Raw genomic sequence first — 15,951 nt, 5'->3', positions numbered from 1 at the left:
ATTCACCTTCACAAATATTGTACGATGAACAGAATCGCGACCACGATCATGGTGATGACCACCGAGGTCATGGCCGCCGCCTGCTGGCCGACCCGTTCCATCGACTCGGCGTTGGCCGCCTCGCTGTTTTCGATTTTCTCGACCTCGGCCTCGGCTTCGGCAAACTGCTGGCAGGCCACGTTGAACGCATTGATGTCGAGGCGCCGTTTTTCCGGGTTGTCGATCAGGTCGAACAGGTCGGGCAGGCTGCCCTGGCGCACCAGCTTGGGGATTTCCTTTTCGATTTCCCGGCGGGTGGTGCGGCTGTGGTAGGTGTTGATCGCCGGTCCCAGCAACCCGCCGATCCAACTCGACAGCCCGTACATCGGCTCGATGCGCAACCGCCACTGCAGGAAGGCCAGCAGACTCAGCATGCCGATCAGGAAGGTTTCCTCCTTGGAATCGGCCAGGGCACGGAGATGAGGGTCGATATTCTCGTTGAACCGCGCCGCGATGAAGGCGCCGATATGGCGGTCCATGGGATTGGTCTTCAAGTCCGCCGTCTTGGCCGCTTCGTCGAGGGCCGGCAGCAGATCGCGGATTGTGGCCACGTAATGCTTGAGCAGGATAGCGCTCTGGCAGGGCATTTCCGGATTGAGTTCGTAGAGGCAGCGCTCGATCCCGTAGCCCACATCGTTGATTTTGAGAAACCCCTTGAGCTGCGTGAAGTTCCGCTCCCAGACTGCGTATTCGGGATAGAAGGCGCCCTGCTGGGTGAGCCAGAAGCCGGGAAGGTCCCGGGCCAGAACCTCGCCACTCATCTGGTTGTTGCCCTGGCGCAGCAGTTCGACGGCGATCATGCTGCCGAAACCGTCCGGCATGAACGACAGCGCCTTGTAACGGATCGGTCCCGCTGGATCGAGCTGCATGCATACCTTGGCGATCACGACTTCGTCCGAGCCGGCCGGTAGTTGCTTTTGCTGTTCCGCCTCCTTCAACAGATTGCCGATCATGTCGCCGAGCGTCGGCATCTGCATGTTGCGGCGGATCCAGTTCTCGAAGTGCTCCGTCCGTACGACCTTGGCGGCCTCGCGGACGTTGCGCGAAAAGGATCGGGCCAGGGTTCGGGTGGTCACGTGGTTGTGGCCTCCGAAGGCGAAGGGGGCGTCGGCCTTCTGTGCCGCCCGCTTCTGGATCGGGGTCATCTGGCGTCCGTTGATCCAGAGATCCAGGGCCTCGATGCCCCACCGCTCCCGCGGATCGTCGCTGAGCATGCCGCGCAGGGGTTCCAGCATGGAAAGCGGCACTCGGGCATTGCCGCAGATGCTGGCGTAGGACCCCTGTTCGACCTTGGCGATGAGGATTTCCTCCTCGGTCATGTCCCCGACCGGGCTATAGCCCAATAGCAGAAAGACCAGGGTCACCCCCAGGGCATAGAGATCGTCGGCCATGGTGCCGTCGCCCCGTCCGGCCGGATTGGCCATGCCGCGTTCGATGACTTCCGAGATCACCGGCTGGTCGAAGCCCGGCGGCGCCGTGACGCATTCGCCAAGAACGATTTCCTGTCTGGACTCGTCCAGGTAAAACAAGTTGGTCGGACGAATCGCCCGATGGACGGCGCTGCCTCGGGAGTTCAGGTCTTGCAGGGCGACCAGGATCGGTTCGATCACCCGGCGGGGCAGATCGTATTCGTTGATCCGGGCGATCTTGGCCGCATCCAGAGGGACGACGCGCCCCCCCTTGGGCCTCTCGAACACCGCGACCATGCAGTGCTGGCCGCTGGGCGGCCAGTGGATGGCGCCCCACTCGACCAGGGGCAGAAGCCCCCGGATGGCGGCGCCCTTGAGCTGGGCCATGAGCCGCACGCGCGCGGGCAGTCCCGGGGTGCAAACCAGGGCGAAGAGTTGGCGGCTGGAGTCGCGCCGGTCTTCGACGGCATAGGCGCGGGCGGAAGGCGAATCGTAATCGGGCAAATGGACGGCCGGATCGATCAGGAACCGGTCGGCGAGAACCGCGGGCCCAAAGGTTCCCGCAGTTTCCGATCTTCCTTCCGGTTCGTCGTCATCCGCCATGGGCCGCCCTCCCAACCCGGGGAGCTTATCCCCACCCCCCTCCCAAGGCAACCGCTCCGCTCCGGGGTCTGGCCTCCCGGAGTTGCGATTCGTGCCCGCATATAACTATCGCCAATAAAGGAACCATATTATTATCATATCATAATATAGAGCGACTTTGTTTTTTAATGACATCATGAGGAGCCGGACTTAATATTAGGCGATGCAATCATAACGACGCGCCGAGAATCAAAACAAATGTCCGGCGCGGCAGGGGACGAAAAATGAACCAGCTCGTCTTTCCGCCGCAGGACGCGGCCGGGCGTCCTTCTTCCGCGAGCATGTCGGAAGTCGGGATGGGCGCTCCGGCTGCCGCCGCCGATCGCTTTGCCGCCGAAAGCCTCCAGCACGCCGAGGCCATCGGAATGGAGGTCGCGGATATTGCCGGCACCATCGAGGGAGTGGCACGGTTCGTTGCCCATCAGGTGACTCTGTTCGACCGTTTGCGATCCATCGTCGGCGAGATGACCGAAGCGACTCACAACATCGACGATGCCGGCCGCCAGACCCGCCACGTTGCCCAGGCCGCTTCGGGACAACTGGCACATTCCCGCCAGGCCATCGGCGGGGCGGTGACCGATATCCGCCGCTTGGCCGATTCCATGGGAGCCATCGAACACCGCCTGCAAAGCCTGGACGAATCGTTGCGGGCGGTGACCGGTATTGCCACCGGCATCCAGGCCATCGCCAAGCAGACCAACCTTTTGGCCCTGAATGCCACCATCGAGGCGGCGCGAGCGGGCGAAGCCGGCAAGGGTTTCGCGGTGGTGGCCGGGGAGGTGAAGAATCTCGCCAACCAGACGGCTCGCTCGACCACCGAAATCAACGAGACCGTGCAGCGCCTGACCAGCCAGATCGAGAGCCTGGTCTCGGAGAGCACCGAGGCGCTACGCACGGCGAATTCGGTGAACGGCAGCGTCGGCACCATCGACGCGGCGGTGGAGACCTTCCACTCGTCCTTCCGGAGCGTCGAACAGCAGGTGGAATCGATCACCGAAGCCACCCGGACCAACTTGGGCAAAAGCGATGCCGTGGTGAAGGAACTCCAGGATTTGGTGGACGGTGTCAATCTGACCAGCCAGAACCTGAAGCAGGCCGACGACCGCATCGTCCAACTGCTCAATCTCAGCGAACGTTTGATCGATTATATCGCCGGCAGCGGTTTCAAGACTCGGGATTCCCATCTGATCGAGGGAGTGACGGCGACGGCCGCGCGCATCGGCCAGCTGTTCGGCGATGCCGTGCGGCGGGGAGATATCACCCTGGCCGACCTGTTCGACGAAACCTACAAGCCCATCGTCGGCAGCAACCCGCAGCAGCATATGACCCGCTTCGTCACCCTGACCGACCGCCTGCTGCCGTCCCTGCAGGAACCCTTGCTGGAGCTCGATCCGCGGGTGGTGTTTTCGGCGGCCGTCGACCGCAATGGCTTCCTGCCCACCCACAATACCAAGTTCTCCAAGCCGCAAGGCGCCGATCCGGTGTGGAACAACGCCAACTGCCGCAATCGCCGCCTGTTCGACGACCGTACCGGCTTGGCTGCGGCGCGCAACACCAGGCCATTGCTGATGCAGACCTACCGCCGCGACATGGGCGGCGGAACATTTGTCATGATGAAGGATCTGTCCGCCCCCATCATGGTGGAAAACCGACACTGGGGTAGCCTTCGCATGGGCTTCAAGCTATCCTGACGCTCCGGCAAGCAACGGGAGCCCGCCACCTTGGACATCCGCGAAGACAAATCCGGCGATACCACCACCTATCGGCTCGGCGGGCGTTTCACCTTCGCCGACCATGCGGCGTTCCGGACCATCCTGGGCGCCGTGGGCGGCGGGGGGGCGCGCCAAGTGGTGCTCGACCTGGGGCAACTCGAATTCATTGACTCGGCAGGGATGGGCATGCTCCTTTTGGGCAACGACACGGCGGCGAAGGCGGGAGTCGCGCTGGTCCTCAAGGGGGCGCAGGGACAGGTGCAGCGACTGTTCGTCGGGCAGAAGTTCTCGGCCGTGTTCCGGATCGAGGACTGAACAAGACGGGCGGACGAGCCGATGCCTTTCAAGGCCCCATCCCCGTCGGGACCCCCCGAAGCGAGCCTCGTCTCGCCTCTTCCCTTTCTTGCGGAACCCGGAGCGGGTGGCCTCGCGGCCGCCCTGGAAGGACCGGGGTGTTGCGCCGTCGAGCCGGGGGTCGACGACGAGATCGCCCTGGCGGAGGTCACCGCCGCTCGTGCGGCGGGGGGCATGGCGCTGGCGGTGACGGCACACCAGGCCATCGGGTCCGACCTGGCCTTTGTCTTTACCTCGGCCTTGGCGAGGCGACTGGGACTGGCGGCCGAACGGACCGATGCCATCGCCACCGCCCTGCAGGAGGCCCTAGCCAATGCCGTCATGCATGGCAGCCTGGAAATGTCCGGCTTTTCGCGGGAAAGCACCGACGCCTTTCTGCACTTCAGCGAGACCGCCACCGCGCGCCTGGCCGATCCGGCCTTCGGTGGCCGCGCTGTGGTCGTGGCCGCCCGCTGGACGGCCGCCGACATCGAGATCGCGGTCCTCGACCGCGGACGCGGCTATCTGTCCGAGGATCTGGCCTCGCGCCCGTGGCGGGAGGCTTCCGGTCGCGGACTTACCATCATCGCCGACTTGGCCGATCAAGTCTCCTTCTCCGCCCGCGGCAGCCGGATCGCCATGAGGTTCCACCGATGATCGCCCCCAAGGGGGATATCGACTTGTCCCGTTGCCGCGTCCTCGTGGTCGAGGACCAGTTGCATAACCAGCGTCTGGTCCAGACCTACCTGGAGGTGCTCGGCATCCGACGAATCCGGATCGCCAACAACGGCCTGGAGGGCCTTGCCGCCCTGGAGGCGGAGGAAGCGGACCTCGTCGTCCTCGACATCATGATGCCGGTGATGGATGGAATCGAGATGCTCGGCCGGTTGCGCGGCGATTCGCGTTGGGCCGATCTTCCGGTGCTCGTCCAGACCGCCCTTGGGGCAGTCGAGGAACGGGCGATGGTATTCCGTGCCGGCGCCACCGACTTGGTGACCAAGCCGCTGAACACCCAGGAATTCCTGGCACGCGTCCGAATCCATCTGGAAAACCGGGTCCTGGTCCGAAGCCTGCAGGACTATCAGGCGCGGGTCAGTGCCGACCTAGAACTGGCCTCCCAGACTCAATCGGCGCTTCTCCCCACCGACGAGGCGGTCGAGGCTTTGGAGGCCCGCTTCGCCCTCGTCCTCGATTCCCATGCCGAGTCTTCCACCGAACTGGGCGGCGACATCTGGGGGGCCTTTCCGCTGGACGACGGGCGGCTCTGCATCTATTCAGCCGACTTCTCCGGCCACGGGATCAACGCGGCGCTCAACACCTTGCGCCTGCATACGCTGATCGAACAGAACCCGCCCGCCGACTTTCGGCCCGACGCTTGGCTTTCGGCCCTGGGGGCCCGCCTGACGGCGCTGCTGCCGGTCGAACAATACGCCACCATGTTCCTCGGCATCCTGGATTGCGCGGCCGGCCGCCTGGCCTACGCCACCGCCGGGGCCCCGCGGCCGATCCTGGGCGACGGGTCCGGGCAGGGCACCCGGTTTCTGGAAGGCGGCGGCCTGCCTCTTGGCATCGTGGCCGACTGGTCCTACGAGGCACGCGAGGTCGACTTTCCGCCGGGCTCCTTCCTGTTCCTTTACAGCGATGCCTTGCTGGAGAGTCCCCTGCGGGACGGAACCGTGCTCGACGACGACGGGGTGATGCGATTGGTTCAAGCCGTTCTGGGCGTTCCTTCCAGCCTGCCGCCTCTCGATCGGCTGATCGAAGGCTTCCGCGCCCGGGTGGTCCTGCCGATCCCCGACGACCTTACCGCGGTCTGGCTGGCGCGCCGTTGAATCTTTGTTAAGACATTGACTCGATTCTGATTCCGCGGGTTCCCACCCGCCTTCGAAGGGGGAGTCAGAACGATGACCACGACCAAGATGGCCGGTGTCGTGCCGGCCTTGTTCCTGGCCTTGGCGCTGGGAGCCTGTGCCAGCCCGGGCGGCCAGACCGACGCGGACGCCGATCCCGCCGAGGCGGTGAACCGCGCCACCTTCGAAGCGAACCGTGCCCTGGATACCTTACTATTCCGGCCCGTCGCCGAGCTATACGAGGCGCTCGTGCCGCCGCCGGCGAGAACCGCGATGCACAACGTGCTCAACAACCTGCGTTCGCCCATCATCCTGCTTCACGATCTGCTGCAGGGCGAGGGAGAGCGGGCCGGCACCACCGCCGCCCGCCTCGCCATCAATTCCACGATCGGAGTGTTGGGGCTGGGCGATCCCGCCGCCGACTGGGGCCTGCCCTTCCACGACGAGGATTTCGGCCAGACGCTGGGGGCGTGGGGCCTCGGAGATGGCGGCTACGTGGTCCTTCCCGCCCTGGGACCGTCCAGTTCCCGCGATGCCTTGGGCATGCTGGCCGACCTGTTCCTCGATCCCCTGAACATCCTGGCCGCCAATACCGGCCATGAGGAGGCGATCTACGCCCGTGCGGGCATGGAAGCCGTCGATTGGCGCGCCCGTAATCTGGAAACCTTGGACCAATTGGAAAGGACCTCGGTCGACTATTACGCGACGTTACGCAGCGCCTACCGCCAGCGCCGGGCGAGCGAAATCGCCAACGGCGTCGCTCCCGATCTGCCGCCAGGCCCGATGCTGGAACCGGACGCGCCCTCCCGCCCGGCCTCGTCTCCCTCGGCCGCCGCCCCGCCGGTGCCATCGCTCGCTGCCGATCTTCCCGCCGCCGCCGCCCCTCCCCCTTCCGTCAAGCCTCGGGCCGCGCCTGCCAAGATCGCCAAGCCCCTGGCCTTGGCACCGAAGGAGACCCGGGTTCATCTGGGGTCCTACACCAGCCACGACGAAGCCCTGACGGGCTGGGAAACCTTGCTCGAACGTCACGGCGGAACGCTGTCCGGTGCGGAACCTGCCTTCACCGAGGTTCGAATGGGCTCGCAAACCTACGTGCGACTCATGGCGGCCTTCCCGGAACCTGTGCAGGGAACGGCCGCCTGTGCCCACCTGCAGGCGGGAAATGCCTTCTGCACGATGTTGAACTGAGGATCAAGCCAGCGCGTCCACCAAGTTCCGCGTGAAGGTATTGGCCTCGAACATCCGGAAGTATTCGAGGCGGACGTTGGTATTGGCCTGCACGGCCAGGCGGTTGAGTCCGTTGACGAACTGGCTCTTCGTATCGACCTCCTGGAGGGCGAGAAGCTGCTGGGCGGTCAGGCTGTCCACCTTGTTGGTCAGGCCCTCGATGCCTTCCCGCGCACGTTCGTCGTGGTAAGTGGCCGCGCTCAGCGCCGCCTGGTACTTGGCAAGTTGCACGTCGACGGCCGAGCGGGCCCGGTGCAGATCGATCAGGGCGTTGGATCGGCCGGTTGTCGTCGCCAGCCCGTCGTAAAGCCAGGAATCGAGGATCTTGAGGCCGCTGCGGTAAACCGTGCCGCTATAACTATCGTCCCACGCCCCGGTCGTTGGGTCCTGAAGGGTGAAGGTCACCGCCCCGGTGGACGTATCGAAGCTGTCGAGCCGTATGCCGGTGGAAAGATTGGCCTGTTCCCCCGTGGCGGCGCCGGTCGTGGCATCGCGGCGTTGCAGGACCAGTTGGTAGTCCGCTTCCCGAACCCACTTCTTGCCGTCGCTGTCCAGGATATAGTAGTCGCTGCCCACGAAGTGCGGCTCCAGGGTGGCGTACTCCCCGGATAGATTGGTCTTGTAGCTGTAGTCGCTGACCGGTGCGCTGCCCAGCAGGTTCGGCACCAGGCTGTTGTCTTTCGCCGCGCTGTTGACGCTGCGCAGACCGGCGTCGAAGGAAAACTTATAGGTATCCGAACTGATCGAATCCTGATTGCGGGCCGAATAGGCCGTGGTGGTCATCTTCTTGACGGTGGTTTGGATCGATCCCACCTGATCCACCACCGCCTGAATATAGCGGCCGACCTCCGCCAGATCGTCACGCAAGCTCTCCCACTGGGCGCTTTCGCGGGTCGCCGAGTCGATCTTCTGGGAGGCGACCCCGACCACCTCGGCCTGGTCGTCCAGGCGCCGGGTCACATTATAGCGCCCCATCTGCAGGAGCAGTTGGGCATTCGACATTTCGCGAACCGTGACGGTCGACAGAACCGTCGTGATCCCCATCGCGGCGGCCTCCCCCTATTCCCGAAGGCACGAAATTAACTCTTTGATAACCATAACATGCCCGCTCGAGCAATGCCAGGGCACGTGATGTCCCCAAAGAGCGAAGGGTTGTCGCGGCCCGTTGGCTGTGCTACGCGTTCGCGGGACCGGACGAACGTTTCGCCGGCCGCCACCAGGGAGAACGCCATGGCTTACGTCGTCACCGAAAACTGTATCAAGTGCAAGTTCACGGACTGCGTCGAGGTTTGTCCCGTCGACTGCTTCTACGAGGGCGAGAACTTCCTGGTCATCAATCCCGACGAATGCATCGACTGTGGCGTCTGCGAGCCGGAGTGTCCCGCCGAGGCTATCGTGCCCGACACCACCGACGGGGTCCAGCCGTGGCAGGAGATCAATGCCAAGTACAGCCAGGTTTGGCCCAACCTTACCCACAAGCACGACGCGCTGTCCGACGCCGACGAGTGGAACGGCAAGCCGAACAAGCTGGCCATGCTCAGCGACAAGCCCGGCACCGGTTCCTGATCGCCGGCCGAAGGCCCGAAGTCCCCGGCCTTTTCGCGGGTGCGAATAACCACACGCGATTGGGGCTGTATTTTTGTGCCCCCTTGTGATATACCCATAGTCACGCCGGCTCCGGAGAGGGGCCGGCTTCCTCTTTGTCAGGAATCGCGGCTGGACGGCCGGCAGGATGCCGGTCAAACAGCCGTTCTAAGGTGGCGATCGGGTTTCCCAGGCAGATCGTCGGCATCGGCCAGTAGGGCCGAGGCGGATGGTTGGGGCGGGTTTTCCCCGGCCGCGGGCATGAAGGATGAAAGTGAAGGTCATGGCCATCGAGTTCGTGTTCAATCCGGGGGATTACGTCGTCTATCCGACCCATGGGGTGGGTAAGGTCGAAAGCATCGAGACCCAGCAGATCGCCGGCCACACGCTGGATCTGTTCGTGATCTCGTTTTCCCAGGAGCGCATGACCTTGCGCGTTCCGGTGACCAAGGCCAAGAATTCCGGCCTGCGCCGCCTGTCGTCGCGCAAGCTGATGGACAGCGCGCTCACCACGTTGCGCGGCAAGGCCCAGGTGCGCCGCACCATGTGGAGCCGCCGCGCCCAGGAATACGAAGCCAAGATCAATTCGGGCGATCCGGTTTCCATCGCCGAGGTGGTGCGCGACCTGCACCGCAACGCGGGCCAGCCGGACCAGTCCTTCAGCGAGCGCCAGATCTACGAGGCGGCGCTCGATCGCCTGGCCTGCGAACTGGCCGCCGTCGAGAAGATCGACAAGGACAAGGCGACCGCCAAGCTCGAACAGGTTCTCCGGGCCGCCTGATCCAGAGGGCCGGGGGACATGGCGGATCGCAAGCCCTTCGCGCCGCTGCGTCCCGGCCGACGGGTCTGGGCGATCGCCGCGGTGCACGGCGAGGCCGAGCGTCTCGCCGCCCTGCACGCCCACTTGGCCGGCCGGATCGAACCGGGCGAGAGCCTGGTCTACCTGGGCAACTACCTGGGTCATGGCGCGAAGGTCCAAGAGACCCTCGACGAGATCCTGTTGTTTCGCCGCGAATTGCTGGCCCGCCCGGGTGCCCATGTCTGCGACCTGGCCTATCTGCGCGGCTGCCAGGAAGAAATGTGGCAGAAGCTCCAGCAGGTGCAGTTTTCGGTCGGGCCACGCCAGGTGATCGACTGGATGCTCGGGCAGGGCGTGGCGGCCACCATCGCCGCCTACGGCGGCAAGCCCGACGACGGCCTCCGGGCGGCGGGGCAGGGGGCGACCTTCCTGACCAAATGGACCAGCGCGTTGCGCGACGGCATGCGCGCCCGGCCGGGCCATGGCGAATTGATGAGCGCGCTCAAGCATGCCGCCTTCACCCGGGACGGCCGGTTGCTGTTCGTCAGCGCCGGCCTCGATCCGGCCCGGCCGCTGTCGCAGCAGGCCGACAGCTTCTGGTGGGGCGGTCCCGACTTCGACCGCATCGCCGAGCCCTATTCCGATTATCGCCTGGTGGTGCGCGGCTTCGATCCCCGCAAGGGGGGCGCCCGCGTCGGCCCCCATACCGCCACCCTGGACCAGGGCTGCGGTTTCGGCGGCCCCCTTTCCGCCGTCTGCTTCTCGCCCGAAGGCGAGCCGGTGGAGTTCATCGACGCCTGACTAAGGCCGGAATTGATGGCGCCCCTTGACCATGGGCACGAAGGCGACGGGGAGGATTTCCTCGCAGGCCGGCTTGCCGGCCGCGTTTCGGGTGCAGACCATGAGGATCTGCGTATCGTAGGGCAGGCCGACCGGAATCACCAGCCGTCCGCCCGGCTTCAGTTGGGCGAGCAGGGCCTCGGGGACCTCGGGCGGGGCGGCGGCGACCAGGATGCCGTCGAAGGGGGCTTCCTCCGGCCAGCCCTCGTAGCCGTCGCCGTGACGCACGCGGACGTTGGCGTAGCCCAGCCGCTTCAGCCGTTCGGCCGCCTGCCGGGCCAGGGGCTCGATGGTTTCGATGCTCCAGACCTCGGCGACCACTTCGGCGAGGACCGCGCTCTGGTAGCCCGAACCGGTGCCGATCTCGAGCACCCGGTCGCAGGGATCGGGATCGAGCAGGTCGGTCATCAAGGCGACGATGTAGGGCTGCGAGATGGTCTGGCCGTGGCCGATCTCGCGCGGGCGGTTGCCGTAGGCGTAGGGGATGTCGTCCTCGGCGACGAACAGATGGCGCGGCACCTTGGCCATGGCCTCCATGACGGCGGGCGAAAAGGCAGCCCGCCCGGTGAAGCGCCGGGTTTCGGCCGCGTCGGCGCGAATCTCGTCCATCAGGCGCCGGCGCAGCTCCTTCAGCCGGGCCTCGTCGACGGTCATCCTAGGCGATCCGCGACAGCTCGATGCGGCGGATGAATTCCTCCAGGATCAGCTCGTAGAGCCGGCCCTTCAGGTACTTGTCCTCGATTCCGTGGTCGAGGTTGGGGTTGTCGTTGACCTCGATCACGAAGACGCCGCGGTCGTTCTGTTTCAAGTCGACTCCGTAAAGCCCGTTGCCGATCTGCGCCGCCGCCTTGACCGCCGTGGTCACCACGTCGGCCGGGGCCTCCTCGATGGGCAGGGTGCGGAAGCCCCCTTCGGCCGCCGTGCCGTCGCCCTTGTGGTTCACCACCTGCCAGTGCTTGCGCGACATCAGGTACTGGCAGGCGTAGAGCGCCTTGCCGCGCAGCACCCCGATCCGCCAGTCGAACGACGTATACATGAATTCCTGGGCCAGGATGATGCGCGAGCGGGCGAACAACTTGGCGGCATGTTCCAGCAACTGGGCCCGGTTGTCGGCCTTCACCACCCCGCGCGAGAACGAGCCGTCCGGAATCTTCAGCACCATGGGATAGTGGAGCGTTTCCTCCAGCCCGGCCAGCTTGCCTTCGTCGAAGGTGGCACGGTTGATGCCCTCGGTGCGGGGCGTCGGGACACCCGCGGCGCGCAGCGCTTCCGACTGGTAGACCTTGTTGGTGCAGCGCAGGATGGAAACCGGATCGTCGATCACCGGAATGCCTTCCAGTTCCGCCTTGCGGGCGAAGCGGAAGGTATGGTTGTCCATGGCCGTGGTTTCGCGGATGAACAGGGCGTCGTGTTCGGGGATGCGGTGGTAGTCCTTGGCGGTCACCATTTCCACGTCGATGCGCAGTTCGCGCCCCACGCGCACGAAGCGTTCCAGGGCGCCGACGTTGGACGGCGGCATCTTCTCGTTGGGATCGAACAGGATCGCCAGGTCGTAGAGCGCCGGCTTGCGGTCCTTGCGCTTGGCCGCCGAAGGGGCGCGGGAATAGCGGCGCAGCATCTCCTCGAAGAAGGGCGACAGCGGCGCCCTGACCTCGTGCAGGCCCATGGGCCGGATCGATTTGATGTGCCAGTTCTTCTTGCGCACCACCCGGAGCCGCAGCAGCGGATAGCGGAACAGGTCGAAGGCCGCCACCGCCAGCTTGCGGAAGCGCACGTCGTCGGACCGGCCGAAGAAGACGTGGATGTCGAAATCGGCCTGGGGAGGATCGATCAGGCGCGCGAGGATCTTGCGCAGGATCACTTCCAGGTCCGGCATGGCGAAGGCGTAGAGGCTCTTGCGCGACAAATCCAGGATGTCGGCCACGGTGGGAATGGGGCTTTCGCGCCGCGCCTCGGCCAGCAGGGAGCAGTAATAGCCCGCCGTCATGTACTTGTAGCGGCGGCAGAGGTTGATGACGCGGGCCGGGCGCCTCTTCTGGGGGATGGCGGCCGCCAGGTAGTCGTCCACGGTCTGGACGGTGAGCCCTTCGGTGCTCCAGCGCCAATCGGCCAGTCGGTCGATGACGATGATGTAGCGTGTCGCCGCCATGGGATTACGGAGCCTCCTTCCGCAGGACGACGACGGCGTATTGCTTGGTGCGGCCGTAGCGCATCATGCGCTCGAAGTCGCCCAGGGGAATGGGAATGCCCATGCACATGGTATCGGTCTCGTCCTCTTCGTGGTCGACGTAGGGTTCATGGATATAGACGAAATGCTCGTCGAAGCCCGTGACGGTCACCCAGTGGGGCGCCTTGTCGCCGGTCAGGCGGTAGGTGCTGACCAGCACCACGGGGATGCCGCCGGCATCGAAACGCGCCCGCACCTCGGTCAGGGCCAAAGGCTCGTAGGAAACGCGGATGCCGGTCTTGGCGATGTCGTTGAGGATATCCTCCTGCACCAGGCGGATGACTTCCTTCTTTTCCTCGCTGCGCACCGTGTCGACGAAGAGCGCCACGTCGTCGGAGACGTGGACCTCCACGTCGAACCCCCGGTTCCAGGCCGACAAGGCCAGGCCGAAGGGGCTGCATCCCCCGTGCCCCGAGGTCATGAAGATGGTGGTCGCCTCGCGCCAGAGCCGCAGTTCCAGCATGCGGTCCAGGGCCATGGCCGGCTTCAGCGCCTTCATGGCCATCATGATGCAGGCCGGCCCGCAGGTGAATTCGAGCGACTGCGGATAGTAGGGCACCGGCGACAGGTCGGGGGGCAGATGGGCCGCCAGGCGCTTTTCCATGCGCAGGGCGTCCACGTGATCCTCGTAGTAGTCGGGATAGGTGGAAAACTGCCGGTAGCCGGCCTGGGTATAGAAGGCGATGGCGCCCGCGTTGTCGGAACGCACCTCGAGTCGCATCGAGATGGAATCGTGGTCGCGGGCGATGCCTTCCGACGCCGCCAGAAGTCGCTTGGCGACGCCTTGGCGGCGGAAATCCGGATCGACGGCGAAGGAATAAAGGCGGGCCAGCGAGGTATTGCGGTGGTAGAGCACCAGGCTGTAGCCCCGCAGGGCAACCGAGGCGTCGTCCCGGTCGACGAGCAGGGAGGCGTGGCCGCCCCGCAGCAGGTGCCGGAAACTGCGCACCGACAGGCGGTCGGTATCGAAGCACCGTTCCTCCAGCACCGACAGGGCCGGCACGTCGTTCAGAACCGCGGGGCGGATCATGCCTATTTCTTCTTCGCCGAAGTCTTGGCCTTGCGGCCGGCGTGGTGGTGATCGGGGGCGTAGAGCTTCGAATCGGCGAAGCCTTCCGCCGCCAGGGCCTTGCCCACCAGGACCATGGCCGTTCGTTCGATGCGCGCCTCCTTGGCCTTGGCGGCGATGTCGGCGAGCGTGCCGCGGATCACCTGCTGGTCGGGCCAACTGGCCTTGTGGATGATGGCGATGGGGCAGTCCCCGCCCACTTCGACCGCCAGGTCCTCGGCCAGCTTGGCGATGCCGGCGGCCGACAGGTGGATGGCGAGCGTCGCCCCGGTGCGGGCCAGGACCTTGATGTCTTCCCCCGCCGGCATGGGCGACGAACGGCCGTCGGTGCGGGTCAGAACCACGGTCTGGCAAACCTCGGGCAGGGTGAGTTCGCGGCGCAAGGCCGCCGCGGCGGCCGCGAATGAGGGTACGCCCGGCGTCACGTCGTAGGGGATGTTCAATTCGTCCAGCCGGCGCATCTGTTCGGCGACGGCGCCGTAGATGGACGGATCGCCCGAATGGACCCGCGCCACGTCCTGGCCGACCGCATGGGCCCCGCACATCTCCTCGACGATCTCGCCCAAGGTCAAGGACGAGGTATCGACCACGCGGGCGAACTTGGGGGCCTCGGCGATCACTTCCTTCGGGACCAGCGAGCCGGCGTAAAGCACCACCGGGCAGCGGCGGATGATGTTCAGGCCTCGAACCGTGATGAGATCCGGGGCGCCGGGCCCCGCCCCGATGAAATGGACCGTCATTTGCGTTTTCCCTCCCTGTGGCGGTCCATCTTAGCCTCATAACCCCTGGGGGTATAGACCCAGGTGCGTCCGCCCTGCGTCAGCGTCCGCGTGTTGCTGGACCCCACCACCACCAGGGTCAGCATGTCGGCGTCCTCGGGCACCAGGGCCCCCAAGGTGGTGAGGCGGATGGTTTCTTCCGGCCGGCCCAGGCTGCGGGCCAGCATGACCGGCGTTTCCGCCGGCCGGCACCCCAGCAGGATGTCGCGCGCCGCCGCCAACTGGGTGCGCCGCCGCTTGGAGACCGGATTGTAGAAGGCCACCACGAAGTCGCCTTCGGCGGCGGCCCGCAGCCGCCGTTCGATATCCTTCCAGGGCGTGAGAAGGTCGGACAGCGAAATCAGGCAGAAGTCGTGCCCGAAGGGTGCTCCCAGGCGCGCCCCTGCCGCCTGGAAGGCCGAAACGCCGGGCGAAACGACGATCTCGAGGCGGTTCCAGTCGGCCCGGTCCTCGCGGTCGATCAACTCGAAGGCCAGCGTCGCCAGGGCGTAGATGCCGGCGTCGCCGGAACAGACCAGGGCCACCCGTCGGCCTTCGCCGGCCAGATCGAGGGCGATGCGCACCCGCGCTTCTTCCTGGGTCATGGCCGATTGATGCAGGCGCTTGCCTTCCGTCAGGTCGGCCACCAGGTCCAGGTAAAGGCCGTAGCCCACCACGTCTTCGGCCTCGCGGAGCGCCCGGGTGGCATCGGGGGTGCGCCAGTCGGGCGTTCCCGGCCCCACGCCGACCACGGTCAGCCGGCCCCGCGCCCGGCCGACAACCAGGGGGTCGATGGAACGGGGGGCGCGGGCCACGGCGCAGGTGGCGCGGGCGGATCGGGTCTTGGCGACGACCAGTTCCGCTTCCGGTCCAGCCGCCGCCAGGGCGGCGGCTTCCGCCACCCCGTGGCAACCCACGGCGCGAAAGACGGTCTCGGACGGATTGGCGAGACGCGGCGTTTCCGCCTCCAGTTCGGCGGCCGTGAAGAAGCGGGCCGGCACACCCAGCCGGGCCGCCAGGGCGTTGACCGCCGGTTCGTCCATCTTGAGGTCCAGGGAGGCGATGCAAGCCACCGCCCCGGCCGCCAGGCCGGACCCGGCCAGGGTCCTCTCCACCAGTTCCGCCAGTTCTTCCGGCGCCGCATCGCGTTCGCAGCCCACCCCCAGGGCCAGCACCGGCGGATGCAGCACCAGGGCCGGGGTGTCGAGGGCGCGGTCCGTGACGACGACCCGGGTCTCTCCCTCGGCGGCGAATCCTTCCAGCCAATCGGCGGCGCCGGCTTCCACCTTCAGGCCCACCGGCTCGCCGGCCAGCAGGGCGCTGGCGACATTCTTGGCGGCCTCGGGATTGGCGACCGTCCAGCCGGGCGGCGGATCGTCGAGAGCCAGGCCCAGCCCGATATCGCCCGCCGTGGTGACGGCGGCCTGGCCTCCCGTTACGGCGGCCACGGCCCGGGCCAGCC

The 15,951-nt window shown here is 66.0% G+C and carries 15 protein-coding genes; 8 read left to right on the top strand and 7 right to left on the bottom strand.

The genetic code is table 11. From position 1 onward, the window contains the following. Positions 1 to 8 precede the first annotated feature (8 nt). A complete protein-coding gene (locus H7841_12170) occupies positions 9 to 2,051 on the bottom strand; it encodes a hypothetical protein (protein MEO5337633.1) in 2,043 nt (680 codons plus the stop codon). A gap of 263 nt (positions 2,052 to 2,314) precedes the next feature. On the opposite strand from H7841_12170, the gene H7841_12165 reads away from it, so the two are divergent. The 5 genes from H7841_12165 (at position 2,315) to H7841_12145 (ending at position 7,173) form a co-directional block, all read left to right on the top strand. Beyond that, on the top strand, positions 2,315 to 3,781 hold the full coding sequence (locus H7841_12165) for a methyl-accepting chemotaxis protein (protein ID MEO5337632.1): 1,467 nt from the start codon (positions 2,315 to 2,317) through the stop codon (positions 3,779 to 3,781). Positions 3,782 to 3,811: 30 nt separating this feature from the next. Beyond that, the gene (locus tag H7841_12160; GenBank protein MEO5337631.1) at positions 3,812 to 4,117 is read left to right on the top strand and encodes an STAS domain-containing protein; all 306 of its coding nucleotides are present in this window, start codon (positions 3,812 to 3,814) and stop codon (positions 4,115 to 4,117) included. Positions 4,118 to 4,138: 21 nt separating this feature from the next. Further along, complete coding sequence (locus tag H7841_12155) at positions 4,139 to 4,792, top strand: ATP-binding protein (GenBank protein ID MEO5337630.1); 654 nt, start codon at positions 4,139 to 4,141, stop codon at positions 4,790 to 4,792. Further along, positions 4,789 to 5,967 (top strand): fused response regulator/phosphatase, encoded by a 1,179-nt coding sequence (locus tag H7841_12150; GenBank protein MEO5337629.1) that lies wholly within the window; start codon positions 4,789 to 4,791, stop codon positions 5,965 to 5,967. The genes H7841_12155 and H7841_12150 overlap by 4 nt, the downstream gene beginning before the upstream one ends. Before the next feature lie 72 nt (positions 5,968 to 6,039). Then, positions 6,040 to 7,173, top strand: a complete 1,134-nt coding sequence (locus H7841_12145) for a VacJ family lipoprotein (GenBank protein ID MEO5337628.1) — start codon at positions 6,040 to 6,042, stop codon at positions 7,171 to 7,173. Between the two features lie 3 nt (positions 7,174 to 7,176). Here the strand turns inward: H7841_12145 and H7841_12140 are convergent, their stop codons facing one another. After that, positions 7,177 to 8,256: a hypothetical protein gene (locus H7841_12140; protein ID MEO5337627.1), complete on the bottom strand. Its 1,080-nt coding sequence runs from the start codon at positions 8,254 to 8,256 to the stop codon at positions 7,177 to 7,179. A 186-nt stretch (positions 8,257 to 8,442) separates the two neighbouring features. Here H7841_12140 and H7841_12135 point away from each other — a divergent pair, with 186 nt between their 5' ends. The 3 genes from H7841_12135 to H7841_12125 all read left to right on the top strand — a co-directional run bounded on the left by H7841_12135 (position 8,443) and on the right by H7841_12125 (position 10,396). Then, on the top strand, positions 8,443 to 8,778 hold the full coding sequence (locus H7841_12135; GenBank protein ID MEO5337626.1) for a ferredoxin family protein: 336 nt from the start codon (positions 8,443 to 8,445) through the stop codon (positions 8,776 to 8,778). A gap of 301 nt (positions 8,779 to 9,079) precedes the next feature. Further along, the gene (locus tag H7841_12130) at positions 9,080 to 9,577 is read left to right on the top strand and encodes a CarD family transcriptional regulator (protein MEO5337625.1); all 498 of its coding nucleotides are present in this window, start codon (positions 9,080 to 9,082) and stop codon (positions 9,575 to 9,577) included. An 18-nt stretch (positions 9,578 to 9,595) separates the two neighbouring features. Continuing rightward, on the top strand, positions 9,596 to 10,396 hold the full coding sequence (locus tag H7841_12125) for a hypothetical protein (GenBank protein MEO5337624.1): 801 nt from the start codon (positions 9,596 to 9,598) through the stop codon (positions 10,394 to 10,396). Here H7841_12125 and H7841_12120 read toward each other — a convergent pair whose 3' ends face one another. The 5 genes from H7841_12120 to cobJ form a co-directional block, all read right to left on the bottom strand. Further along, positions 10,397 to 11,089, bottom strand: coding sequence for a protein-L-isoaspartate(D-aspartate) O-methyltransferase (locus H7841_12120; GenBank protein ID MEO5337623.1), 693 nt, complete (start codon positions 11,087 to 11,089; stop codon positions 10,397 to 10,399). A gap of 1 nt (position 11,090) precedes the next feature. Further along, positions 11,091 to 12,584 (bottom strand): RimK family protein, encoded by a 1,494-nt coding sequence (locus H7841_12115; protein ID MEO5337622.1) that lies wholly within the window; start codon positions 12,582 to 12,584, stop codon positions 11,091 to 11,093. A gap of 4 nt (positions 12,585 to 12,588) precedes the next feature. Further along, positions 12,589 to 13,692: a GNAT family N-acetyltransferase/peptidase C39 family protein gene (locus H7841_12110; protein ID MEO5337621.1), complete on the bottom strand. Its 1,104-nt coding sequence runs from the start codon at positions 13,690 to 13,692 to the stop codon at positions 12,589 to 12,591. A gap of 2 nt (positions 13,693 to 13,694) precedes the next feature. Then, positions 13,695 to 14,471, bottom strand: a complete 777-nt coding sequence (cobM, locus tag H7841_12105; GenBank protein ID MEO5337620.1) for a precorrin-4 C(11)-methyltransferase — start codon at positions 14,469 to 14,471, stop codon at positions 13,695 to 13,697. After that, the coding region (cobJ, locus tag H7841_12100) for a precorrin-3B C(17)-methyltransferase (GenBank protein ID MEO5337619.1) at positions 14,468 to 15,951 on the bottom strand (1,484 nt) is incomplete at its 5' end. The genes cobJ and cobM, both read right to left, overlap by 4 nt.

The organism is Magnetospirillum sp. WYHS-4, from assembly GCA_039908345.1.
Taxonomy (GTDB): Bacteria; Pseudomonadota; Alphaproteobacteria; order Rhodospirillales; family GLO-3; genus JAMOBD01.
Note: the sequence above shows the minus strand (reverse complement) of the source record. Positions and strands in the feature narration are given on the sequence as shown.